The following is an 18,134-nucleotide window of genomic DNA, read 5'->3' on the forward strand; positions in this document are numbered from 1 at the left end:
CGGAACGGCCGACCCCCATGAAGATCCGCGAGACCCGCGAGGCCCGTTCCCCGAACGACCTGCCCCGCTTCACCGCGGCCGCCGTCCAGGCCGCTCCCGTCTACCTCGATCCCGCCGCCACCGTCGACAAGGCCGTCGCCCTGATCGCTGAGGCCGCCGGCAAGGGCGCCGAACTCGTCGTCTTCCCCGAGGCGTTCGTCCCCGGCTATCCGTACTGGAACTGGACGATGAACCCGGTCCAGGGCTCGCCCTGGTTCGAGCGCCTGCAGCGGGCGTCCATCGACGTCCCCGGCCCGCACGTGGACACCCTGCGCGCGGCGGCCCGCCAGTACGGGGTCGTGCTGGTCATCGGCGTCAACGAGCGCGCCCCGCACAGTCTGGGCGTGCTCTACAACACGCTGCTGACCATCGGCCCCGACGGCGAACTGCTCGGCGTGCACCGCAAGCTGGTGCCCACCTGGGCGGAGAAGCTCACCTGGACGGGCGGTGACGGCAGTTCCCTGCGCGTCCACCAGACCCCCGTCGGCCCGGTCGGCGCGCTCGCCTGCGGGGAGAACACCAACACGCTGGCCCGTTTCACGCTTCTGGCCCAGGGCGAACTGGTGCACGCGGCCTGCTACATCGCCCTGCCCGTGGCACCCACCGACTACGACATGGCCGAGGCCATCGCCGTCCGTACCGCGGCCCACAGCTTCGAGGGCAAGGTCTTCTCGGTCGTCGCCTGCTCCACGGTCTCCCCCGAGATCGTCGACGCGGTCGCCGGTGAAGACGAGGCGGTCCGGGCCCTGTTCGCCCGGCCGCGCAGCGCCCTGTCGGGCATCTTCGGCCCCGACGGCCGCCCGGTCACGGAGCCGCTCGTCGACGTCGAGGGCATCGTCTACGCCGAGATCGACCTGAACCGGTGCATCCAGCCCAAGCAGATGCACGACATCACCGGGCACTACAACCGCTTCGACGTGTTCCGCCTCGAAGTGGACAACCGGCCGCGCGTGCCGGTCAGTTTCACCGTCCCGCACATGGCCCTGCCGGCCACCGCCACCCCCGAGGAGGACGCATGACCACCGACCAGGACGACACCGCACTCGGCCGCGCCCGGGTCTCCGACACCCCCGAACTCACCGCCTACTACGGCGAGCTCGAAGCCCTGGAGGCCGGTGCGCTGTGGACGGTGGCCAACGACATCGAGCCCTGGTACCCGCAGCCCAAGTCCGTTCCGGTGCTGTGGCGTTACGAGGAGCTGCGCCCCCTCGTCCACAAGGCCCTCGGCCTCGTCCGGGCCGACGACGCGGGTCGCCGCGTCGTAATGCTGGTCAACCCCGGCCGCAGGGACGTCAGCGCCGCCGCCGGACTCCTCTACACCGGGCTGCAGATCATGGGTCCCGGCGAGGCCATGACCGCCCACCGCCACCAGGCCGCGGCGCTGCGCTTCGTGCACGAGGGCACCGGGGCGTGGACGATCGTGGACGGCCAGAAGCTGAAGGTCGGCCCGCGCGACTTCGCCATCACCCCGAACGGCACCTGGCACGAGCACGGCAACGACGCCTCCGACGCCCCTGTGATCTGGCAGGACGGCCTCGACATCCCGCTGGTCAACGCCTTGGACGCCGGGTTCTACGAGGTCCACCCCGAGCTGTACCAGCGGCCCGGGAAGGTGGTGAACTCCTCGGTCCTGACCTACGCCGCGAACCTGCTCCCGTACGGCTCCGAGAAGTGGACCCGGCCCTACTCCCCCCTGCTGGCCTACCCCTGGGAGCAGACCTACGAGGCCCTGCTCGGCCTGGCCTCGGCCGGCGAGGGCTCCCCGTACGACGGGGTCATCGCGGAGTACACCAACCCGGTGACCGGCGGCTCGGTGATGCCCACCATGAGCGCCCACATGCAGCTGCTGCGCCCGGGCCAGGCCACCAAGGCCCACCGCCACACCGGTTCGGTGATCTACACGGCGGCCAAGGGGCGCGGTGTCTCGGTGGTCGCCGGGCAGCGCTTCGAGTGGAAGCAGGGCGACGTGTTCTGCGTCCCGTCCTGGGCCTGGCACGAGCACCACAACCTCGATCCGTCCGAGGACGCCTGCCTGTTCTCCTTCAACGATTTCCCCGTCATGCGGTCCCTCGGCTTCCACCGCGAAGAGGCGTACCCGGACAACGGCGGGCACCAGCCCGCCTCCTGAGCCGCGCCGCCGCACCGGACCGCCGGCCCTGACACCGGTCCCGGTGCGGCGGCGCACCCCCCGCGGGCCCCCGCCCCGCCCCGCCTCGCCCCTTCTCCCCGCCCCACTCCCTCTCCCCTAGGAGCCACCGATGCGACTGGTGACCTACACGACCGCGCCGATGACCGCCACCGCCGACCGTCTCGGCGCCCAGGTCGACGGCCTGGTGTACGACCTCGCGGCCCTCGCCCGGCACGCGGGCGTCGAGCTGCCCGGCGACCTGCTCTCCTTCGTCCGGGCCGGCGCCCCCGCCCGGGAGACGGCCGCCCGCCTGCTGGCCGGCGACCCCGCGGACCGGCCCGCCGGGGCCGTCCACCGCCTGGAGGACGTCACCCTGCGCGCCCCGCTGCGCCCCGGCAAGATCATCGGGGTCGGGCTGAACTACGTGGAGCACGTGGAGGAGTCCAGCCGCAGCCTGGACACCGACAAGGACCTGCCGCCGCGTCCGGTGCTGTTCAGCAAGCCCGCCACCGCCGTCACCGGCCCCGGGGCGCCGATCCTGCACAACGCCGACCTCACCACTCAGCTCGACTGGGAGTGCGAGCTCGCCGTGGTCATCGGCCGGGCCGCCTTCCGGGTGACCGAGGAGGAGGCGTACGGCCACATCTTCGGCTACAGCGTCGTCAACGACATCAGCGCCCGCGACCAGCGCCGCTCGGGCCAGTGGTTCTTCTCCAAGGGCCAGGATTCCTACGCCCCCTTCGGCCCCGCCGTGGTCACCGCCGACGAGGTCCCGGACCCGATGGACCTCGACCTCGAACTGCGGGTGAACGGGGTCACCAAGCAGAAGTCCAATACCCGCCACATGCTGTTCCCCATCGCCCGGCTCATCGCCGACATCAGCTCGGGCGTGACCCTGGAGCCCGGCGACGTCATCGCGACCGGCTCCCCCTCCGGTGTCGGGGCCGGCATGGTCCCGCCCGAGTTCCTCGTGCCCGGCGACACCGTCGAGGCCACCGTCGAGATCATCGGCACCCTCGCCAACCCCGTCGTCGACGCCCGCTGAACCCCGCCCCACCACTCCCCCTCCACCCCGGCCACCGCCACCCCGGCCCCCGACCATCGAGGAGCACCCGTGCCGCCCCGCACCTACCGCATCGGCCAGATCGTCCCGAGTTCCAACGTCACCATGGAAACCGAGGTGCCCGCGATCCTGCGCGCCCGCATGGAGATCGCGCCCGACGACCGCTTCACCTTCCACTCCAGCCGCATGCGCATGACCCACGTGACGCCCGAGCAGCTCAAGGCCATGGACGCCGACTCCGACCGCTGCGCCGTGGAGCTCTCCGACGCGCGGGTCGACGTCCTCGGCTACGCCTGCCTGGTCGCCATCATGAGCATGGGCCTCGGCTACCACCGCACCTCCGAGGAACGCCTGCACACGCGCACCGTGGAGAACGGGGCCCCCGCCCCCGTGGTCACCAGCGCCGGCGCCCTGGTCCACGGGCTGCACACGATGGGCGCCAAGAAGGTGGCCCTGCTGGCCCCGTACATGCGCCCGCTCACGCAGACCGTCGTCGACTACCTCACCCACGAGGGCATCGAGGTCCTCGACCACCACGCCCTGGAGATCCCGAACAACCTGGACGTGGCCGCCCACGACCCGGCCAGGCTCCCCGGCCTGGCCCGCGCCCTGGACTACGCCGACGCGGACGCGGTCGTCCTGTCGGCCTGCGTGCAGATGCCCTCGCTCGGCGCCATCGAGGAGGCCGAGCAGTTGCTCGGCAAGCCGGTCGTCTCCGCGGCCGTCTGCACCGCCCACCAGATGCTGCGCGCCCTCGACCTGCCGGCCGTCGCCCCCGGAGCCGGCCACCTCCTCTCCGGCGCGTACGCGGAGGCCCCCCTGCACCCCGGAACGCGGGCCTCGGGGTGACCGGAGGCGGCCCGGCCGCCGCCCCTCGATAGGATCACCACCCCACACCACGGGAAGGTGATCATGTCGGACAGCCCCCTCAGGCCCAGCTCGTTGATCAGTACGGTCTACGGGGCCTTCGTGCGCGGGAGCGGCGGCTGGATCTCCGTCGCCGACCTGATCACGCTCATGTCGGAACTCGGCGTGGAGAGCCAGGCCGTGCGCTCGGCCATCTCCCGGCTCAAGAAGAAGGGCGTTCTCGAACCGGAGCGCCGCGCAGCCACCGGGTACCGGCTCAGCCCGGCCGTCCACCCCGTCTTCGACGCCGGCGACCGGCGCATCTTCGCCAGCCTCGAACCGGCGGACCTGGCGGACGGCTGGGCCATGGCGGTCTTCTCCGTACCGGAGTCCGAGCGCTCCCACCGCTACCAGCTGCGGACCAGGCTGACCTGGCTCGGCTTCGGCAACATCGCCCCCGGCGTGTGGCTGGCGCCGGGCCGGCTCCTGGAGGACGCGCGCGACATGCTCGTCCGGCTCGGCCTCAGCGAGTACGTCCACCTGTTCGCCGCCGCCGACTACGCCGCGTTCAGCGACCTGCCGGAGGCGGTCAGCTCCTGGTGGGACTTCCCGGCGATCCAGGCCCAGTACGCCACGTTCACCGGGGCGTACGCACCGGTCGCGGCGAAGCTCGCCCTGCAGGACGGCATCGACGCCGCCGAGGCCTTCCGCCACTACGTGCCGATGCTCACCGAGTGGCGTCGGCTGCCCTACCTCGACCCGGGCCTCCCCGCCGAGCTGCTCCCCGCGGACTGGAACGCCGTGGGCGCCCGGCAGGTCTTCCAGCAGCTGCACGAGGTCCTGGCGGGGCCGGGCCTGCGGCACGTACGGGACGTGACGGGCTCCTCCGAGGAGCGCCCCTCCTGAGGGAGCGCTCCCTCAGGACGATTCGCGGACCGAGGGGGTCGTCGGAGACCACACCCTGGGGAGGGTCGGAGACGACCACGGCGACCGCGTCGGTCCGGCGGGTGACCAGGTTGCGGGCGGCGGCGTTGGGTACATAGCCCAGTTCGCGCACGGCCCGCAGGACGACCTCGCGGATCTCGGGCGCGACCGTGGTCTCCCCGTTGACGACGCGGGAGACGCTCGATCGGGACACGCCCGCGCGGGCGGCGACCACTTCACCCGTCTCGGCGGCCTGCAGCCAGGCGATCTCCCGGGCCGACCACAGACGGGCGAGCACCGTGTCGTCGATCTGGGCGAGCAGCCGCCAGGCGGTGGCAGTGGAGGCCACCGGCCCGAACACATCGCCCTGATCCCGCAGCACCGCGAGGTCGGTGATCGTCTCTCCGCCATCGGCGATCATCGCCGAAAGGTCCACCGCGATCCGGCCGGGATCGTGTCCGGTCCCGCGAGGCCGCAACGGCCGCAGCACGGCCGTATACGCGGAGGTCAGCCCGATCGCATCGGCTAGATCTGCGAGCAGGCGTGCCCCGGCATGCCCGACCGTTCCCGAACCGTCCGCCGTGACATGGACCGTGGAACGCGAGCCGATAGCCGGCACGTAGAAAGCGCCCTCCGCATGGACCGACAGAACCCCTCAGCAAGGTTCATCGTCCCAGGCCAGGAAGACACTTTCGGGTTTTCACCCCTCAGCCGCCACCTTCCAACTGAAACGGGGAGGCTCGGGGCCGAATCAGCCGGCAGTGCCCCGGGCGCGGGCGATGAGCCCGGCGGCGATCACCGCGGCGAGCTCGTCGAGCAGGGTTTCGTCCACCGGCAGATGGAAGGCGAACAGCGCGAGGAACAGCGGGCCGCCCAGCAGCAGATGGGCCACCGTCGGGTCCTGCGGCCCGGGCAGTTCCCCCCGCTTCTCGGCGCGCTCCAGTATCGCCGTGAGGTCGCGCCGCTCCTGTGCGATGAAGGTGCCCTGGAAGCGGGCGACCAGCGCCGGGTCGCGGGACATCTCGACCATGAGCGCGGGAGTCAGCATCCGGGCCGCGGGCGTCGAGAGGCGCTCAAGGGCGAGGCCCGCCATCGCGCGGACGTCGCCGCGCAGGGAGCCGGTGTCCGGTGGCGGCTCGATGTCCATGCCGTGCACGGCCGAGGCGAAGAGCAGCTCCGCCTTGGAGCCGAACCTGCGGTAGATGGCCGCTTTGCCCACACTTGCACGGTCGGCGATCTCGTTCATGGTCACCCCGGCGTAGCCGACCTCCGCGAGCAGTTCGCGCGCGGCTCGGAGCACGGTGCTGTCGATCTGACTGTCTCTGGGGCGCCCTAGTCGCGGTGTCGGGTTCGGCATGACCCAAGTTTACGATACCCGAGTTCCGGAACTCGGGTATCGTAACTGCCGCTGGACGCCCCACCGGCGCCCCGCATACACCGCCGCGCGGGACGAGAGAGCGCTTCGCCGGGTGTACCCGGAGCCGGCGAGCGCGGATCTCATCGAGGGAAGGGACGAGAGGCGACGTCATGCGCAGTCACAGGACAGATCCGAAGATGGCCAGTTGTGACAGCTGGCTGCCGCAGTACCAGTGGCGCACCCACCACGGCCGGAGCGTGCCAGCCGAACCCGAGGTGGTCGCGCGGGCGGTGCGCGAGGTGCAGCCCGCGGAGATGTACGCGCTCAGGCCGCTGGTCTTCGTGCGCAGCATTCCGGCCCGTCTCACATCCCCCGACAAGGAGCGGTATCTGGACCGGGCCGCGCCCGTCGTCGACGGGCTGTACGAGGGGGTGGGCGCCTTCCAGCTCCAGGACGACCCGGGCGGGGACCTCGTCGTCGGCTTCGTCGGACAGCCGTGGTCCCTGCGGCAGAAGTGGCTCACCCTGACGCCCGACGAGTACCTGGAATTCGACGAGCCGGGGCACATCAAGGGACTGATGGCCTTCTCGGTCGCGAGCCAGGGCGCCGGGACCTACCTGCACACCGAAACCCGGGTCTTCGGGACCGACCAGGCGTCCGTACGCCGGTTCCGACCCTACTGGCTGCTGATCGAACCCTTCAGCAGCCTGATCCGCCACGACTGGCTGGCCGCGGCGGCTCGCAGAGCGGGAAGCCGACCGCGGCAAATGAGCGGCCCAGACAGACCGGGAGACCAGGTTCGCCAACCAGATGGCCCGCGCCGAGGTCCGGCTTGCAGCCACACTCCTGGGCGACGAACTCCCGACTAGATGATTGATTCCAAGGCTTCAGTGGTCGTAGACGGTCAGTGATCGGATGACCGGTCCACCGGTCTTGTGGTTGTGCCATATCGCGGCGGTCAGGGCGAGGAGTCGCTGTAGGACGCGCACGGTGACCCCGGCGGGTGTGCGGCCGCCGTGCCGTTCGAGGTCGAGTTGTCCCTTGAGGGTCTGGTTGACCGACTCGATCAGCTGGCGCAGTGGCTTGAACAGTTCGGCTCCGGCCCGCTCGGGTTCACCCTTGCGGGCCGGCCGCAGCAGCCGGACCCCCAGGTCGGCGAGGTCCCTCTCGAAGGCACGGCCGTAGTAGTTCCTGTCCGCCAGCAGCGTCGGTGGTGGCCGGTTGGCGAGCAGTCCCGGTTCTACCTGGAAGATGTCCAGCAGCACTTCGCGTTCGACGGCTTTGGCTCCGGTCAGCGCGAAGGCAATGGGCAGGCCGTGCAGAGTGCAGACCAGGTGCAGGCGCAGGCCCCAGAAGAACCGTGAGTGGCTGGCGCAGTAGCCGTACTCGGCCCATCCGGCCAGGTCAGAGCGTTTCGCGGTCTCGCGGGAGCGTCCGCACTCCACCGGTGTGGAGTCCACGATCCACACGTCATCGCCCCACAGGGCGGTGTCGGTGGCCAGCTCACGCAGGACCTGCCTGACCAGGCCCGACGCCCGCCGCAGCCGCTTGTTCCAGCCCGGCTGCTGCGGCAGGTACGGGAAGAGATGCCGCAGGTGAGCACGGGCATGGCGCAGCCAGCGGGCCTCGGAGACGAAGCCCAGCAGGGCCTGCATCACCGCCAGGGTGACCAGTTCCGCATCGCTGAGCTTCGGCTCCAGACCCACCCGCGGCCGCCACGGAGCAAGATGCGGCGAAGCCTTCAAAAGGTCATCGACCCGCACGTACAGTGCAGTTGCGAGGGTGTCTATCTCGGTCGTCACAAACTGAGAGTGGGCACCCTCGCGTCCGTTCAGCTACCCCTTGGAATCAATCATCTAGGCGACAAGCCGCCGCCTATACCTTCATCACCCACCCGGACCCGGGCATCAATCTGCCCTGCACACTGCTGCGGGCTCTGACTGCAGAGACGAACCGGTGAGCCAAACAGTCACACTCCCGAGTACCCGCGGTGGACTGCACGGGCATCGGCACGCAAGACTGCGACACCAGAGCCTCCTGATGCTCGGTGATTCGACACCAGCGAGCTGTTCAGGCGGCCCTCCTCGCATGCGCCGAGCACCCGACGACCACCCAATCGAGACGGCCGTCCAGCACCAAGCCCCAGAGCATTACAACAAAAGCTACTTACGCGTCGGGGTGCTCCGGCAGGGCGAGCCAGTCCGACCAGGAGATCTCTCGGCCGAGGAAGCGCGGCTGCTCGAACGGCCAGTCGGCGGCGATCCACTGCGGCACCAACTCGTCGAGGGCCTGCTCGACCTTGCTGCCAACCAGCTCGTCCACCACCCACCAGGAGATATCGCCGTCCGCTCCGGCCCTTTCCGGTGGGTCGATGTAGACGCAGCCGAGCAGAGCCGTCTCCGCCGCGTCGAACAGCGCGTAGTTGAAGGACTGGTGTGCGGCGATCTCCTTCTCGTGTCGCAACAGGTCGGCCTGGTCGGCCTCGTAGGTCATGGTGGCCGCGGGCCAGCCCCAGGCTGGGCCGTAGATGGTCCACAGCCGCTCGCGCGAACCCATCACAGCCGGATAGTCGAGCGGGGTGTCCGTCTCCCGGATCGGCCGCAGGTGATGACCACTGCCCGGCAGCGGTACCAGGACGGGATGGACGAAGTTATCGGGGAGCCAGCTCATAGCGCCCGACCGTAGCAGCGCGCGGCCGTCCGCTCCCCTGGATTTTCCCCGCATACCGCCAGGCCCTGCTCTCGTGCTGGGCAGTGCCCGCGATCACCCGATCGAGACTCCCGTTCGATCGACAGACTCCATGATCGGTATGGCAACGGCTTCTTGGACAAGGTTCATCGGCCCAGGCCAGGAAGGCACTTTGGTGTTATCACCGCTCAGCCGCCACCCTCCAACTGAAAGGGCGAGGCTAGTACGCTGATCGACATGCAGCTTGGGTACAGCTTCCGCCTGTACCCGAACGGTCCTCAGCGCTCCGCGCTGGCCAAGGCTTTTGGGTGCTCTCGGGTGATCTACAACGATGCATCCGCGCTCGTGAGACCGCCCGCACATCAGGCGATGCGTTCCTGAAGACCGGTGACCTGTCCAAGCTGCTGATCACCGAGGCGAAGAAGACCGAGGAACGCGCCTGGCTGGGCGATGTTTCCGCCGTGGTCTTGCAGCCCCTCAGGGGCTTGGACACTGCCTACAAGAACTTCTTCGACGGCCTCAAGGGCAGGCGCCCCTGCATGGGGGCACCACGGTTCAAGTCACGCAAGGACAACCGGCAGGCCGTACGGTTCACCGCCAACGCCCGATGGAAGATCACGACCGGCGGCGACCTGTCGTTGCCGAAGATCGGGGACGTGCGGGTCGAATGGTCCCGCACCCTGCCGTCTATCCCGTCCACGGTTACCGTGGTCAAGGTCGCGGCCGGCAGGTACTTCGCGTCGTTCGTCGTGGAGACCGGGCCGGATGAGACGCTGCCCGAGGCGACGCCGGAAGTCGGCATCGATCTGGGGCTCACACACTTCGCGATCCTTTCGGACGGCACGAAGATCGAGTCCCCGCGTTTCCTGCGCCGGGCCCAGAAGAAGCTCAAGCGGGAACAGTGTCGCCTGTCCCGCAAGGCCAAGGGCAGCAACAACCGGGCCAAGGCCCGCATCAAGCTCGCCCGCGCTCAGGCACGGGTGACCGACGCGAGGCGCGAGCTCCACCACCAGCTCTCCACTCGGATCATCCGTGAGAACGAAGCGGTTGCCGTGTGGGAGTGCGGGTACTGCGGGGCCGTCCTGGACCGGGACATCAACGCGGCGGTCAACGTCGGGAATCCCCCTCCCCTTAGGTCCTGTCCGGCGGATCAGAGACGGACCGGGAGGCGGTGGGCCGGGGATGAGCCGTCGGCGGGTATGGAGCCGCGCGTCGCCAGGACCTCGCCTGTGTCGGCGAACTCCCAGCGGGTCGCGTGCTTCCTGTCCTTGAACGGCCATTCGACGCGGACGACAGGGCGGCTCAACAGGCTCTCGAACCAGCCGGCGCACCGTTCCGCGAGCTCCTCGACCGTGCCGGAGGCCCGGAAGAAGCCCTGCTCGGGCGACTCGTGAAGGTTGAAGAGCTGGTCGCAGACCTTCCCGGCCAGCACGTGTGTGCCGTAGAAGTGCACGGCCCACTCGGCGAGCACCAGTCGGCGCGCCTCATCGAGAAGGCTGATATGGACGAGGAACGACGACTCGTCTTCGGGCCGTCCGACCTGGCTGGGAGCCCACGGCACCCGCCAATCAGCGGCCCGGGCTCGCAGGGCTGCCAGGAAGGCGAGTTCGGCCTCGCCGAAGTCCCAGGGCTCCTCGCCGTACTCCTCCGGGTCCTCGACCTCGAACCAGCTATTGACGTCCACGGGGTGACTCTAGAACCACCGTGTGTCTCGCGTGTCACAGGCGGAGCCATAGGCGGATTGCTGCGGTGGTGACGGTGCCGTGGAAGACGTAAGCCGCGCTCCCGCAAAAGTTGAGAATTGTTCACTTTCCATTGACAGGGCGGGTCCGGGGACCCGAAAGTGCCGTGAGCAGTGCGCCCGACGGCGCGCGTCCCCGTACCCGTGCGTGCCGGGGATCACGTGCGTCCCCGAACGAAGCGAGTCCGCATGCCCGCGTCCGTACCGCCCGTGTCGCCCGTGTCGCCCACGACTTCCGTACCGCCCGCGCCCCGCTTCCCGGCCGGTTTCCGCTGGGGGGTCTCCGCCTCCGCCTTCCAGATCGAGGGCTCGCCCACCGCCGACGGCCGGGGACCCTCTTCCTGGGACGCCTTCACCCGGGAGGAGGGGCGCGTCAAGGACGGCTCGCACGCGGAGGTGGCCACCGACCACTACCGCCGCTACCGCGAGGACGTGGCCCTGATGGGCGGACTGGGCGTGGACGCCTACCGGTTCTCCGTCTCCTGGTCCCGGGTCCTGCCCGAGGGTCACGGGGCCGTCAACCGGGCGGGGCTGGACTTCTACGACCGGCTCGTCGACGAGCTGTGTGCCGCGGGGATCGACCCGGTGCCCACCCTCTTCCACTGGGACACCCCGCTCGCCCTGGAGGAGCGGGGCGGCTGGCTGGAGCGCGACACCGCCGAGCGGTTCGCCGCGTACGCCTCGGTGGTCGCGGAGCGGCTCGCCGACCGCGTGCCGATGTGGATCACCATCAACGAGCCCGCCGAGGTGACCCTCCTCGGCTACGGCCTCGGCGAGCACGCCCCGGGCAAGCAGCTCGTCTTCGACGCCCTGCCCGCCGCCCACCACCAGCTGCTGGCCCACGGCCTGGGCGTACAGGCGCTGCGCGCGGCGGGCGCCCGCCACATCGGCATAGCCGCCTCGCACAGCCCCGTGTGGGCCGCCGGCGAGAGCGAGGAGGACCGGGCCGCCGCCGCGTTGTACGACACCCTCACCAACCGTCTCTTCGCCGACCCGATCCTGACCGGCGCCTACCCGGACGGCCTGGAGTCCCTGCTGCCCGGCCCGGTGGCCGAGGACCTCAAAGCGATCTCGGCCCCGCTGGACTGGTACGGGGTCAACTACTACAACCCGATGCTCGTCGGCGCCCCCACCCCGGCCGGCACCTCCGCCTTCGGCGGGATCGAGATCCCCTCCGGCCTCCCCTTCGGCATCCGGGAGATCGAGGGGTACGAGCGCACGGACTTCGACTGGCCGGTGGTCCCTGACGGGCTGCGGGAACTGCTCGCCACCCTGCGCGAGCGCTACGGCGACCGGCTGCCGCCGCTGTACATCACCGAGAACGGCTGCTCGTACGGGGACGGGCCGGATCCGGGCACGGGCCGGATCGAGGACGCGCGCCGGATCGCCTACCACGAGGGCCACGTGCGCGCCCTGCACGAGGCGATGGCCGAGGGGGCCGATGTCCGCGGCTACTTCATCTGGTCGATCCTCGACAACTTCGAATGGGCGGAGGGCTACCGGCAGCGGTTCGGCCTGGTCCACGTCGACTACGAGACCCTCGCCCGGACCCCCAAGGAGTCGTACGCCTGGTACCGCGACCTGATCAAGAGCGGCAGGTGACCGCCGGGCCGAAGGCCGAGGCGGCCAGGGAGAGCGCCACGCCGCCCGGCGGCCGGTGGGTGAGCGCGCTGTCCCTGGCCAACCTCGGGGTGTGGGTCGGCTGGTTCGGCCCGCTCCAGCTGCTGCTGGCCCGCCAGGCCGAGCTCCTCACCCCGGACCACAAGGCGTCCACCCTCGCTCTGGTGACGGGGCTCGGCGCGGCCGTCTCGATGGTCGCCAATCCCGTCTTCGGAGCGCTGTCCGACCGTACGACGGCGCGCGCGGGCCGCCGCATCCCCTGGGTGGTCGCCGGGGTGACGGGCGGGGCGGCGGGCCTGGTGGTCCTCGGGCTCGCGCAGAGCGTCGTCGCGGTGATCGCGGGCTGGTGCCTGGTGCAGCTCGCCCTCAACGCCGCCTTCGCCGCGCTCACCGCGGCCGTCCCCGACCAGGTCCCGGCCCGGCAGCGCGGGCTGGTCGGCGGCTGGCTCGGCGTCTCCCAGGTCATCGGGATCCTGGTGGGCACGGCGCTGGCCACCGTCGCGGGCGGGATCACCGCCGGCTACCTGGCCTGCGCGGCCTTCTCGGTCCTCGCGGCCGTGCCGTACGTGCTGATGCGGCGGGACTCGGTGCTCGCCCCCGCCGCCCGGCCGGCCTTCCGGTGGCGCGGCTTCCTGACCGGTTTCTGGATCGACCCGCGCCGCCATCCCGACTTCGGCTGGGCCTGGCTGACCCGGTTCCTGATGAACCTCTCCTACTCCATCAGCACGATGTACCTGCTCTACTACCTGACCGACGCCGTGCGCTACCGGGGCGACGCGGACACCGGCGTCCTGATCCTCACGGCGCTCAACGCCCTCACGCTGCTCTCCACGGTGGTGATCAGCGGCATCCGGTCGGACCGCAGCGGCCGCCGCAAGTCCTACGTCATCCGGTCGGGGCTGGTCATCGCCGCGGCCACGCTGCTGCTCGCCGTCTGGCAGACCTGGACCGGCGCGATCGTGGCCTCGCTCATCCTGGGCCTCGGCTTCGGCGTGTACACGGCGGTGGACTTCGCCCTGCTCACGGACGTGCTGCCGACCGCCGAGGACCGGGGCAAGGACCTGGGCGTCATCAACATCGCCAACGCGCTGCCGCAAGTGCTGGCCCCGGTGATCGCGGCCCCGGTCGTCACCCACCTCGGCGGGTACACGGCCCTGTACGCACTGGCGGGAGCCCTGGCCCTGGCGGGATCGCTGCTGGTCAGACGCATCCGCTCGGTTCTGTAGGCGTCCGTGGGCGTCCGTGGGCGTCCGTGGGCGTCCGTGGGTGGGCCGCACCCTCTGCCGCACCCGTATCGGCACCCGTATCGGCGCCCGTATCGTGAGACCCGGCACATTTCTCACCCTTTTGGTCCGATTTGGACCAAGCTTGTGTGGTTCGGTTTCCGAAGCGACAGGGAGAGACATGCGACGCGCCCACGGCCGTACGGCCACCACGCGGATCGCCCTGCTATCAGCCGGTACGGCTGCCCTGCTCGGCCTCTGCGGCCTCTCCGCCGGTTCCGCGGCCGCCGCGGGCACGCCCGCCCCGGACCGGCCCTCCGCGCCCACGGCGACCGCCCCGGCGGCCGTCGGGCAGCAGGTCCTCTCCACCTTCACCGTCGCCTATCCCGCGGCGCCCTACCGGACCCACAACATCGCGCGCGCCGTGGAACTGATCAACGGGGCCGTCGTCCAGCGGGGCGACATCTGGAGCTTCAACCAGGCGGTGGGCGAGCGGACCGAGGAGAACGGCTTCGTCGACGGCATCATGATCAACGACGGCCGCTACGTGAAATCCCCCGGCGGCGGAGTCTCCGCGGTCGCGACGACCATGTACAACGCCATGTTCTTCGCGGGCCTGAAGCCGCTGGAGCACGGGGCCCACTCCTTCTACATCGAGCGGTACCCGGAAGGCCGCGAGGCCACCGTCGCCTGGGGCACCCTCGACCTGCGCTGGCAGAACGACTCGGGACACCCAGTGACCGTCCGGGCGTCCTCCACCTCCACCTCGGTCACCGTCACCCTGCTCGGAACGAAGCAGTACGACGAGATACGCGCGACCAAGGGCCCGCGGACGCACATCACCCCGCCGGCGAAGCGCATCGTCACCGGCCCCACCTGCGAGCCGCAGACCCCGCTGGAAGGGTTCGACGTCTCCGTCGACCGCGTCTTCGTCCGGGCCGGCCACGAGGTCGGCCACGAGACGTTCCGTACGCACTACACCCCGCGCGACGAGATCATCTGCGCCCCGGAGTCCCCCACGGCCACGCCCGGCGCGACCCCGTCTAGCACGCCCGGGACCCCGTCGGGCTCCCCCGGGACCCCGGCCGCGCCCGCACCCCCGGCCTCCGCCGCACCCACCACGTCCACCACGCCGGCCGCACCGGTCACACCCGCCGCGGCCGCCGCGTCGTCCGGCACGGGCGCGGCGCCCACTCCGTAGGGCCGTCCAGCGCCTAGGACGGCTTGACGGAGGACCAGGCGGTGACCGTCACCCGGCCGTCGCAGAAGGCGAACACGCCGTCGTCCATGGCGATCTGATGCTTCCCGGCGCCGAGTACGCCGATGACCACCGTCGGGTAGGAGCCCGGGGTCGCGCCGGACTCGCAGTAGCCGTCCGCCTCGCCCTGGACCTGGACGAAGGTGAGCTTCGTCCACGCGCGGGCGCCCGGGGCCAGCACCACGTTGGCCGCGGCGGGGCCGGTGTGGGTGGTGGCCAGCGGCTGGTTCTTCTCCGGTGAGCCGTTGCCCGCCGCCGCGACCGTCGGGAACCCGTACACCTTGCAGGAAGACGCGGAGGTGTTGGTGACGGAGATGACGGCGGCCCCGGTTCCCGTGCCCGACGGGCGGACGTCGGCCTGGTGCGCCTCGGAGACCTCGATGTCGGCGACCGTGCAGGGCTTCTTCGTCACGCCTCCGGTACCGCCGCCGGAAGAGGCGGAGGGGGAGGAGGGGCCGCCGCCCGAGGGCGACGCGCCGCCCGTGGAACCTCCGCTCCCGCCGCCGCTGGTCGTTCCGCCCTTGTCGCCGCCGGTGGGGGTGGGCCCGGCCGGCCGCGAGGCCGCGGGCGGCGCCGCCGGGTCGACGGCCGCGCCGCCGTCGCCGGTCGGCGTGCAGCCCGTCATCAGAGCCGCAGCCGCCAGGGCCGTCGCCAGGGCTGCCGCGGTCCGGCCGATGCCTGCTGTGTACTGCATTGGGTGCTCCCCGAGGTTCACGACCGGCACCGCACCGGCACTCGCGTGCAGGGACACGCTCCCCTGACCCGAGCAGGTTCCCGCCACACACCCCTGTGGCGGTTCCGTGACGCGCCCATGACGAACGGCCACCACCCGGCGGGCGGCATTCCGGCATCCCGGACGCCTGACGGAGCCGGCCGAATCCGCCCGGCCCTCACGGCAAAGACCGTTATGGTACGAGGCGGTCAATTCCAAAAGGAGTGAGCGAGCTTGTCCAGCGACCGTCTCATGCGTATCCGCAGCGCCGAGTTCCAGGCCATGGCCGAGAGGGTCCTGCGGGTCACCGAGCTCACCTCGCGCCTGAACGTCCTGCCCTTCGAGGACGAAGCGGGCAAGGCGGAACTGTTCGAACAGATCCTCGGCAAGGCACTGCCGCCGAGAGTCACGATCTATCCCCCCTTCTACACGGACCACGGCCTGCGACTCGACCTCGGCGAGCGCGTGTTCATCAACCAGAACTGCACGTTCCTGGACTACGCCGGCATCCGGCTCGGCGAGCGCGTGATGGTCGGTCCTAAGGTCACCTTCATCACCAGCGGCCACCCGGTCGATCCCGAGGAGCGGCGGCTGTACCTCACCGGCGCGCCCATCGACGTGGCGGAGAACGTGTGGATCGGCGCCGGTGCCACGATCCTGCCCGGCGTCAGCATCGGCCGTGATGCCGTGATCGCCGCCGGCGCCGTCGTGGCCGATGACGTTCCCCCGGCAAGCCTGGTGACCGGCGGCAAGGCGACCGTGAACCGGCGCTGGTGACGGCCCGTCCGGGGCCGGACAACACACCTAGCCCTTGCTACGGGCGGTCGTCGACCTCGTCGGGCGTGATCAGGATCTTTCCGCGCGCCTCGCCCCGGTGGAGCCGGTCGATGGCGTCCGGGGCCTCGGCGAGTCGGCAGGTGAGGTGGACGGCCGGGGACAGGGTGCCGTCCTCGACGTGCCGCCGCAGGACCTCCAGGTCGGCCTGACGCTCGGCGGAGATGAACCCCTTGAGGCCGTGGCGCACGAACGGGTTCAGCAGCGCGGCCCACAGGACCCGGCCCATGCCGCCCAGCCAGGGACCGCCGCCCTCGCCGCCGATGATCACGAGCGTCCCGCGCGGGGTGAGGGCGCGCCGCAGGTGCGACAGGGCCCGGTTGCCCGCGATGTCCAGGATGAGGTCGTAGCGGCGGACGCCGTCCGCGAACTCCTCGCGGGTGTAGTCGATGACCTCGTCCGCGCCGAGCCCGCGCACCAGTTCCGTCTTCGTGGTGCTGCACACTCCGGTGACGTGCGCCCCGTACGCCTTGGCCAGTTGCACCGCGAAGGTGCCGACCCCGCCCGCGGCGCCGATGACCAGGACCCGCTGCCCCGGCCGTACGCGCCCCGCGTCGCGCAGCGCCTGGAGGGCGGTGAGCCCGGAGATCGGGAGGGCCGCCGCCTCCGCCAGGGGCATCCCGGCAGGCTTGTGCGCCAGCTTGTCCTGCCGGGCGGTCGCGTACTGCGCGAAGGAGCCCTCGCAAATCCCGAACACCTCGTCCCCCGCCCGGAAGGCACTCACCCCCTCGCCGACCGCCTCGACCCGCCCGGAGACCTCCCGGCCCCGTACGGGCACGCTGGGTGCGCGCAGCCCGTAGCCGAGGAGCCGCAGCAGGTAGGGCTTGCCGCTCATGAGGTGCCAGACCCCCGCGTCCAGGGCGGCCGCCCGGACGGCTATGAGCACCTCTCCCGTGCCCGGTCTCGGCGTTTCGACGTCCCTGAGCTCCAGTACTTCGCTGGAGCCGTACGTGTCCTGCACGATCGCCTTCACGGCGCCGTCCCTTCCTCGTCTGCGTCGACTGCGTCGTCCCCGTGCTGAAATACCTGTTCGAGCGGCACTGCGAAGACGCGGGCGATCCTGAACGCCGTCTCCAGTGAGGGCGAGTAGCGGCCCTTCTCGATGGCGATGACGGTCTGGCGGGTCACGCCGATGCGCTCCGCCAGCTCCGCCTGGGTCATCTCCCCGTGCTCGAAGCGCAGGATCCTGATCCGGTTCGTGATGCCGGTCGGCTTCACCACGACTGGAACCCCCGGCGGTAGGCGGCGAGCTTGACGAGCGAGCCGAGCACCGCCGAGAGGACGAAGCCCAGGTAGAGGGCGTTCGAGATCCAGAAGCGGTCCGCCCCGGCCATCGAGAGGATCAGTGCGGTCACGGCCCCGATGGCGAGGAGGGACTGCCCGGCGTGCTCGCCGAGGAGGCCGATCTCCTTGTCCCGCTGGTCCTTGACGTCGGCCTCGCCGGGCTTGGCCACCGCCACGGCGATGTTGAGGAGGATCGTGGCGGCGATGGCGCCCCCGACCGTCCAGAGCAGCGGCGCGACGTACGGGACCTCCGTGAGGGGGACGCCGTCGCCGGACCGGCCCGTCGCGAACCGGCCCAGCACGAGGGCCAGGTAGACCGCGTACCCGACGATCGCGACCACCCCCATGATCCATGCGCGCTTCTCTTCGAAGGCCACGACCGCACCCGCTCCCGTGTAAAAGAACTTTGACATCACG

19 protein-coding genes and 1 pseudogene are annotated in these 18,134 nt (G+C 70.8%); 12 read left to right on the top strand and 8 right to left on the bottom strand.

Annotated elements, in window-relative coordinates; genetic code table 11:
* Positions 1-17 precede the first annotated feature (17 nt).
* From AC3IYI_RS01340 to AC3IYI_RS01360, 5 genes are all read left to right on the top strand, one after another.
* A complete protein-coding gene (locus AC3IYI_RS01340) occupies positions 18-1,058 on the top strand; it encodes a carbon-nitrogen hydrolase family protein (protein WP_489408427.1) in 1,041 nt (346 codons plus the stop codon).
* The gene (locus AC3IYI_RS01345; protein WP_489408428.1) at positions 1,055-2,167 is read left to right on the top strand and encodes a cupin domain-containing protein; all 1,113 of its coding nucleotides are present in this window, start codon (positions 1,055-1,057) and stop codon (positions 2,165-2,167) included. The genes AC3IYI_RS01340 and AC3IYI_RS01345 overlap by 4 nt, the downstream gene beginning before the upstream one ends.
* Before the next feature lie 130 nt (positions 2,168-2,297).
* Entirely contained in the window at positions 2,298-3,212 is a 915-nt protein-coding gene (locus tag AC3IYI_RS01350) for a fumarylacetoacetate hydrolase family protein (RefSeq protein ID WP_489408429.1), read from the top strand.
* 123 nt (positions 3,213-3,335) lie between these two features.
* A complete protein-coding gene (locus AC3IYI_RS01355; protein WP_489411841.1) occupies positions 3,336-4,079 on the top strand; it encodes a maleate cis-trans isomerase family protein in 744 nt (247 codons plus the stop codon).
* Positions 4,080-4,142: 63 nt separating this feature from the next.
* Positions 4,143-4,982 (top strand): PaaX family transcriptional regulator, encoded by an 840-nt coding sequence (locus AC3IYI_RS01360; RefSeq protein WP_489408430.1) that lies wholly within the window; start codon positions 4,143-4,145, stop codon positions 4,980-4,982.
* 40 nt (positions 4,983-5,022) lie between these two features.
* On the opposite strand, the pseudogene AC3IYI_RS01365 reads toward AC3IYI_RS01360, so the two are convergent.
* Both AC3IYI_RS01365 and AC3IYI_RS01370 read right to left on the bottom strand, forming a co-directional pair.
* Positions 5,023-5,649, bottom strand: a pseudogene (locus AC3IYI_RS01365) (LacI family DNA-binding transcriptional regulator); the annotation flags it as partial.
* A gap of 102 nt (positions 5,650-5,751) precedes the next feature.
* The gene (locus AC3IYI_RS01370) at positions 5,752-6,357 is read right to left on the bottom strand and encodes a TetR/AcrR family transcriptional regulator (RefSeq protein WP_489408431.1); all 606 of its coding nucleotides are present in this window, start codon (positions 6,355-6,357) and stop codon (positions 5,752-5,754) included.
* A 170-nt stretch (positions 6,358-6,527) separates the two neighbouring features.
* Between AC3IYI_RS01370 and AC3IYI_RS01375 the strand changes: the two genes are divergently transcribed.
* Positions 6,528-7,226 (top strand): hypothetical protein, encoded by a 699-nt coding sequence (locus tag AC3IYI_RS01375; protein ID WP_489408432.1) that lies wholly within the window; start codon positions 6,528-6,530, stop codon positions 7,224-7,226.
* Between the two features lie 18 nt (positions 7,227-7,244).
* Here AC3IYI_RS01375 and AC3IYI_RS01380 read toward each other — a convergent pair whose 3' ends face one another.
* Both AC3IYI_RS01380 and AC3IYI_RS01385 read right to left on the bottom strand, forming a co-directional pair.
* Positions 7,245-8,159 (bottom strand): IS982 family transposase, encoded by a 915-nt coding sequence (locus AC3IYI_RS01380; RefSeq protein ID WP_489408433.1) that lies wholly within the window; start codon positions 8,157-8,159, stop codon positions 7,245-7,247.
* Between the two features lie 364 nt (positions 8,160-8,523).
* A complete protein-coding gene (locus tag AC3IYI_RS01385) occupies positions 8,524-9,027 on the bottom strand; it encodes a GNAT family N-acetyltransferase (RefSeq protein WP_489408434.1) in 504 nt (167 codons plus the stop codon).
* Positions 9,028-9,282: 255 nt separating this feature from the next.
* On the opposite strand from AC3IYI_RS01385, the gene AC3IYI_RS01390 reads away from it, so the two are divergent.
* The 5 genes from AC3IYI_RS01390 to AC3IYI_RS01410 all read left to right on the top strand — a co-directional run bounded on the left by AC3IYI_RS01390 (position 9,283) and on the right by AC3IYI_RS01410 (position 14,830).
* Entirely contained in the window at positions 9,283-9,426 is a 144-nt protein-coding gene (locus AC3IYI_RS01390; RefSeq protein WP_489408435.1) for a helix-turn-helix domain-containing protein, read from the top strand.
* On the top strand, positions 9,381-10,439 hold the full coding sequence (locus AC3IYI_RS01395; protein WP_489411842.1) for an RNA-guided endonuclease InsQ/TnpB family protein: 1,059 nt from the start codon (positions 9,381-9,383) through the stop codon (positions 10,437-10,439). Before AC3IYI_RS01390 ends, AC3IYI_RS01395 begins: the two co-directional genes overlap by 46 nt.
* Before the next feature lie 536 nt (positions 10,440-10,975).
* Positions 10,976-12,388 (top strand): GH1 family beta-glucosidase, encoded by a 1,413-nt coding sequence (locus AC3IYI_RS01400; protein ID WP_489408436.1) that lies wholly within the window; start codon positions 10,976-10,978, stop codon positions 12,386-12,388.
* A complete protein-coding gene (locus AC3IYI_RS01405) occupies positions 12,385-13,632 on the top strand; it encodes an MFS transporter (RefSeq protein ID WP_489408437.1) in 1,248 nt (415 codons plus the stop codon). Before AC3IYI_RS01400 ends, AC3IYI_RS01405 begins: the two co-directional genes overlap by 4 nt.
* 178 nt (positions 13,633-13,810) lie before the next feature.
* Complete coding sequence (locus AC3IYI_RS01410) at positions 13,811-14,830, top strand: VanW family protein (protein WP_489408438.1); 1,020 nt, start codon at positions 13,811-13,813, stop codon at positions 14,828-14,830.
* Between the two features lie 13 nt (positions 14,831-14,843).
* Here the strand turns inward: AC3IYI_RS01410 and AC3IYI_RS01415 are convergent, their stop codons facing one another.
* The gene (locus tag AC3IYI_RS01415; protein WP_489408439.1) at positions 14,844-15,581 is read right to left on the bottom strand and encodes a DUF4232 domain-containing protein; all 738 of its coding nucleotides are present in this window, start codon (positions 15,579-15,581) and stop codon (positions 14,844-14,846) included.
* A gap of 252 nt (positions 15,582-15,833) precedes the next feature.
* Between AC3IYI_RS01415 and AC3IYI_RS01420 the strand changes: the two genes are divergently transcribed.
* Entirely contained in the window at positions 15,834-16,376 is a 543-nt protein-coding gene (locus AC3IYI_RS01420) for a DapH/DapD/GlmU-related protein (protein WP_489408440.1), read from the top strand.
* Positions 16,377-16,413: 37 nt separating this feature from the next.
* Here the strand turns inward: AC3IYI_RS01420 and AC3IYI_RS01425 are convergent, their stop codons facing one another.
* The 3 genes from AC3IYI_RS01425 to AC3IYI_RS01435 are packed head-to-tail and all read right to left on the bottom strand — an operon-like array spanning position 16,414 to position 18,130.
* Positions 16,414-17,406, bottom strand: coding sequence for an NAD(P)-dependent alcohol dehydrogenase (locus tag AC3IYI_RS01425; protein WP_489408441.1), 993 nt, complete (start codon positions 17,404-17,406; stop codon positions 16,414-16,416).
* Positions 17,403-17,654, bottom strand: coding sequence for a helix-turn-helix transcriptional regulator (locus AC3IYI_RS01430; protein WP_489408442.1), 252 nt, complete (start codon positions 17,652-17,654; stop codon positions 17,403-17,405). The genes AC3IYI_RS01425 and AC3IYI_RS01430 overlap by 4 nt, the downstream gene beginning before the upstream one ends.
* Entirely contained in the window at positions 17,648-18,130 is a 483-nt protein-coding gene (locus AC3IYI_RS01435) for a hypothetical protein (RefSeq protein WP_489408443.1), read from the bottom strand. Before AC3IYI_RS01435 ends, AC3IYI_RS01430 begins: the two co-directional genes overlap by 7 nt.
* Positions 18,131-18,134 lie beyond the last annotated feature (4 nt).

This window comes from Streptomyces sp. GL_148 (assembly GCF_057834205.1).

Excerpts from the sequence above, each read along its gene's own strand:
- AC3IYI_RS01340 (WP_489408427.1), top strand. The coding sequence starts at position 18 with ATGAAGATCCGCGAGACCCGCGAGGCCCGTTCCCCGAACGACCTGCCC.
- AC3IYI_RS01345 (WP_489408428.1), top strand. The coding sequence starts at position 1,055 with ATGACCACCGACCAGGACGACACCGCACTCGGCCGCGCCCGGGTCTCC.
- AC3IYI_RS01350 (WP_489408429.1), top strand. The coding sequence starts at position 2,298 with ATGCGACTGGTGACCTACACGACCGCGCCGATGACCGCCACCGCCGAC.
- AC3IYI_RS01355 (WP_489411841.1), top strand. The coding sequence starts at position 3,336 with ATGGAAACCGAGGTGCCCGCGATCCTGCGCGCCCGCATGGAGATCGCG.
- AC3IYI_RS01360 (WP_489408430.1), top strand. The coding sequence starts at position 4,143 with ATGTCGGACAGCCCCCTCAGGCCCAGCTCGTTGATCAGTACGGTCTAC.
- AC3IYI_RS01370 (WP_489408431.1), bottom strand. The coding sequence starts at position 6,357 with ATGCCGAACCCGACACCGCGACTAGGGCGCCCCAGAGACAGTCAGATC.
- AC3IYI_RS01375 (WP_489408432.1), top strand. The coding sequence starts at position 6,528 with ATGCGCAGTCACAGGACAGATCCGAAGATGGCCAGTTGTGACAGCTGG.
- AC3IYI_RS01385 (WP_489408434.1), bottom strand. The coding sequence starts at position 9,027 with ATGAGCTGGCTCCCCGATAACTTCGTCCATCCCGTCCTGGTACCGCTG.
- AC3IYI_RS01390 (WP_489408435.1), top strand. The coding sequence starts at position 9,283 with ATGCAGCTTGGGTACAGCTTCCGCCTGTACCCGAACGGTCCTCAGCGC.
- AC3IYI_RS01400 (WP_489408436.1), top strand. The coding sequence starts at position 10,976 with ATGCCCGCGTCCGTACCGCCCGTGTCGCCCGTGTCGCCCACGACTTCC.
- AC3IYI_RS01410 (WP_489408438.1), top strand. The coding sequence starts at position 13,811 with ATGCGACGCGCCCACGGCCGTACGGCCACCACGCGGATCGCCCTGCTA.
- AC3IYI_RS01415 (WP_489408439.1), bottom strand. The coding sequence starts at position 15,581 with ATGCAGTACACAGCAGGCATCGGCCGGACCGCGGCAGCCCTGGCGACG.
- AC3IYI_RS01435 (WP_489408443.1), bottom strand. The coding sequence starts at position 18,130 with ATGTCAAAGTTCTTTTACACGGGAGCGGGTGCGGTCGTGGCCTTCGAA.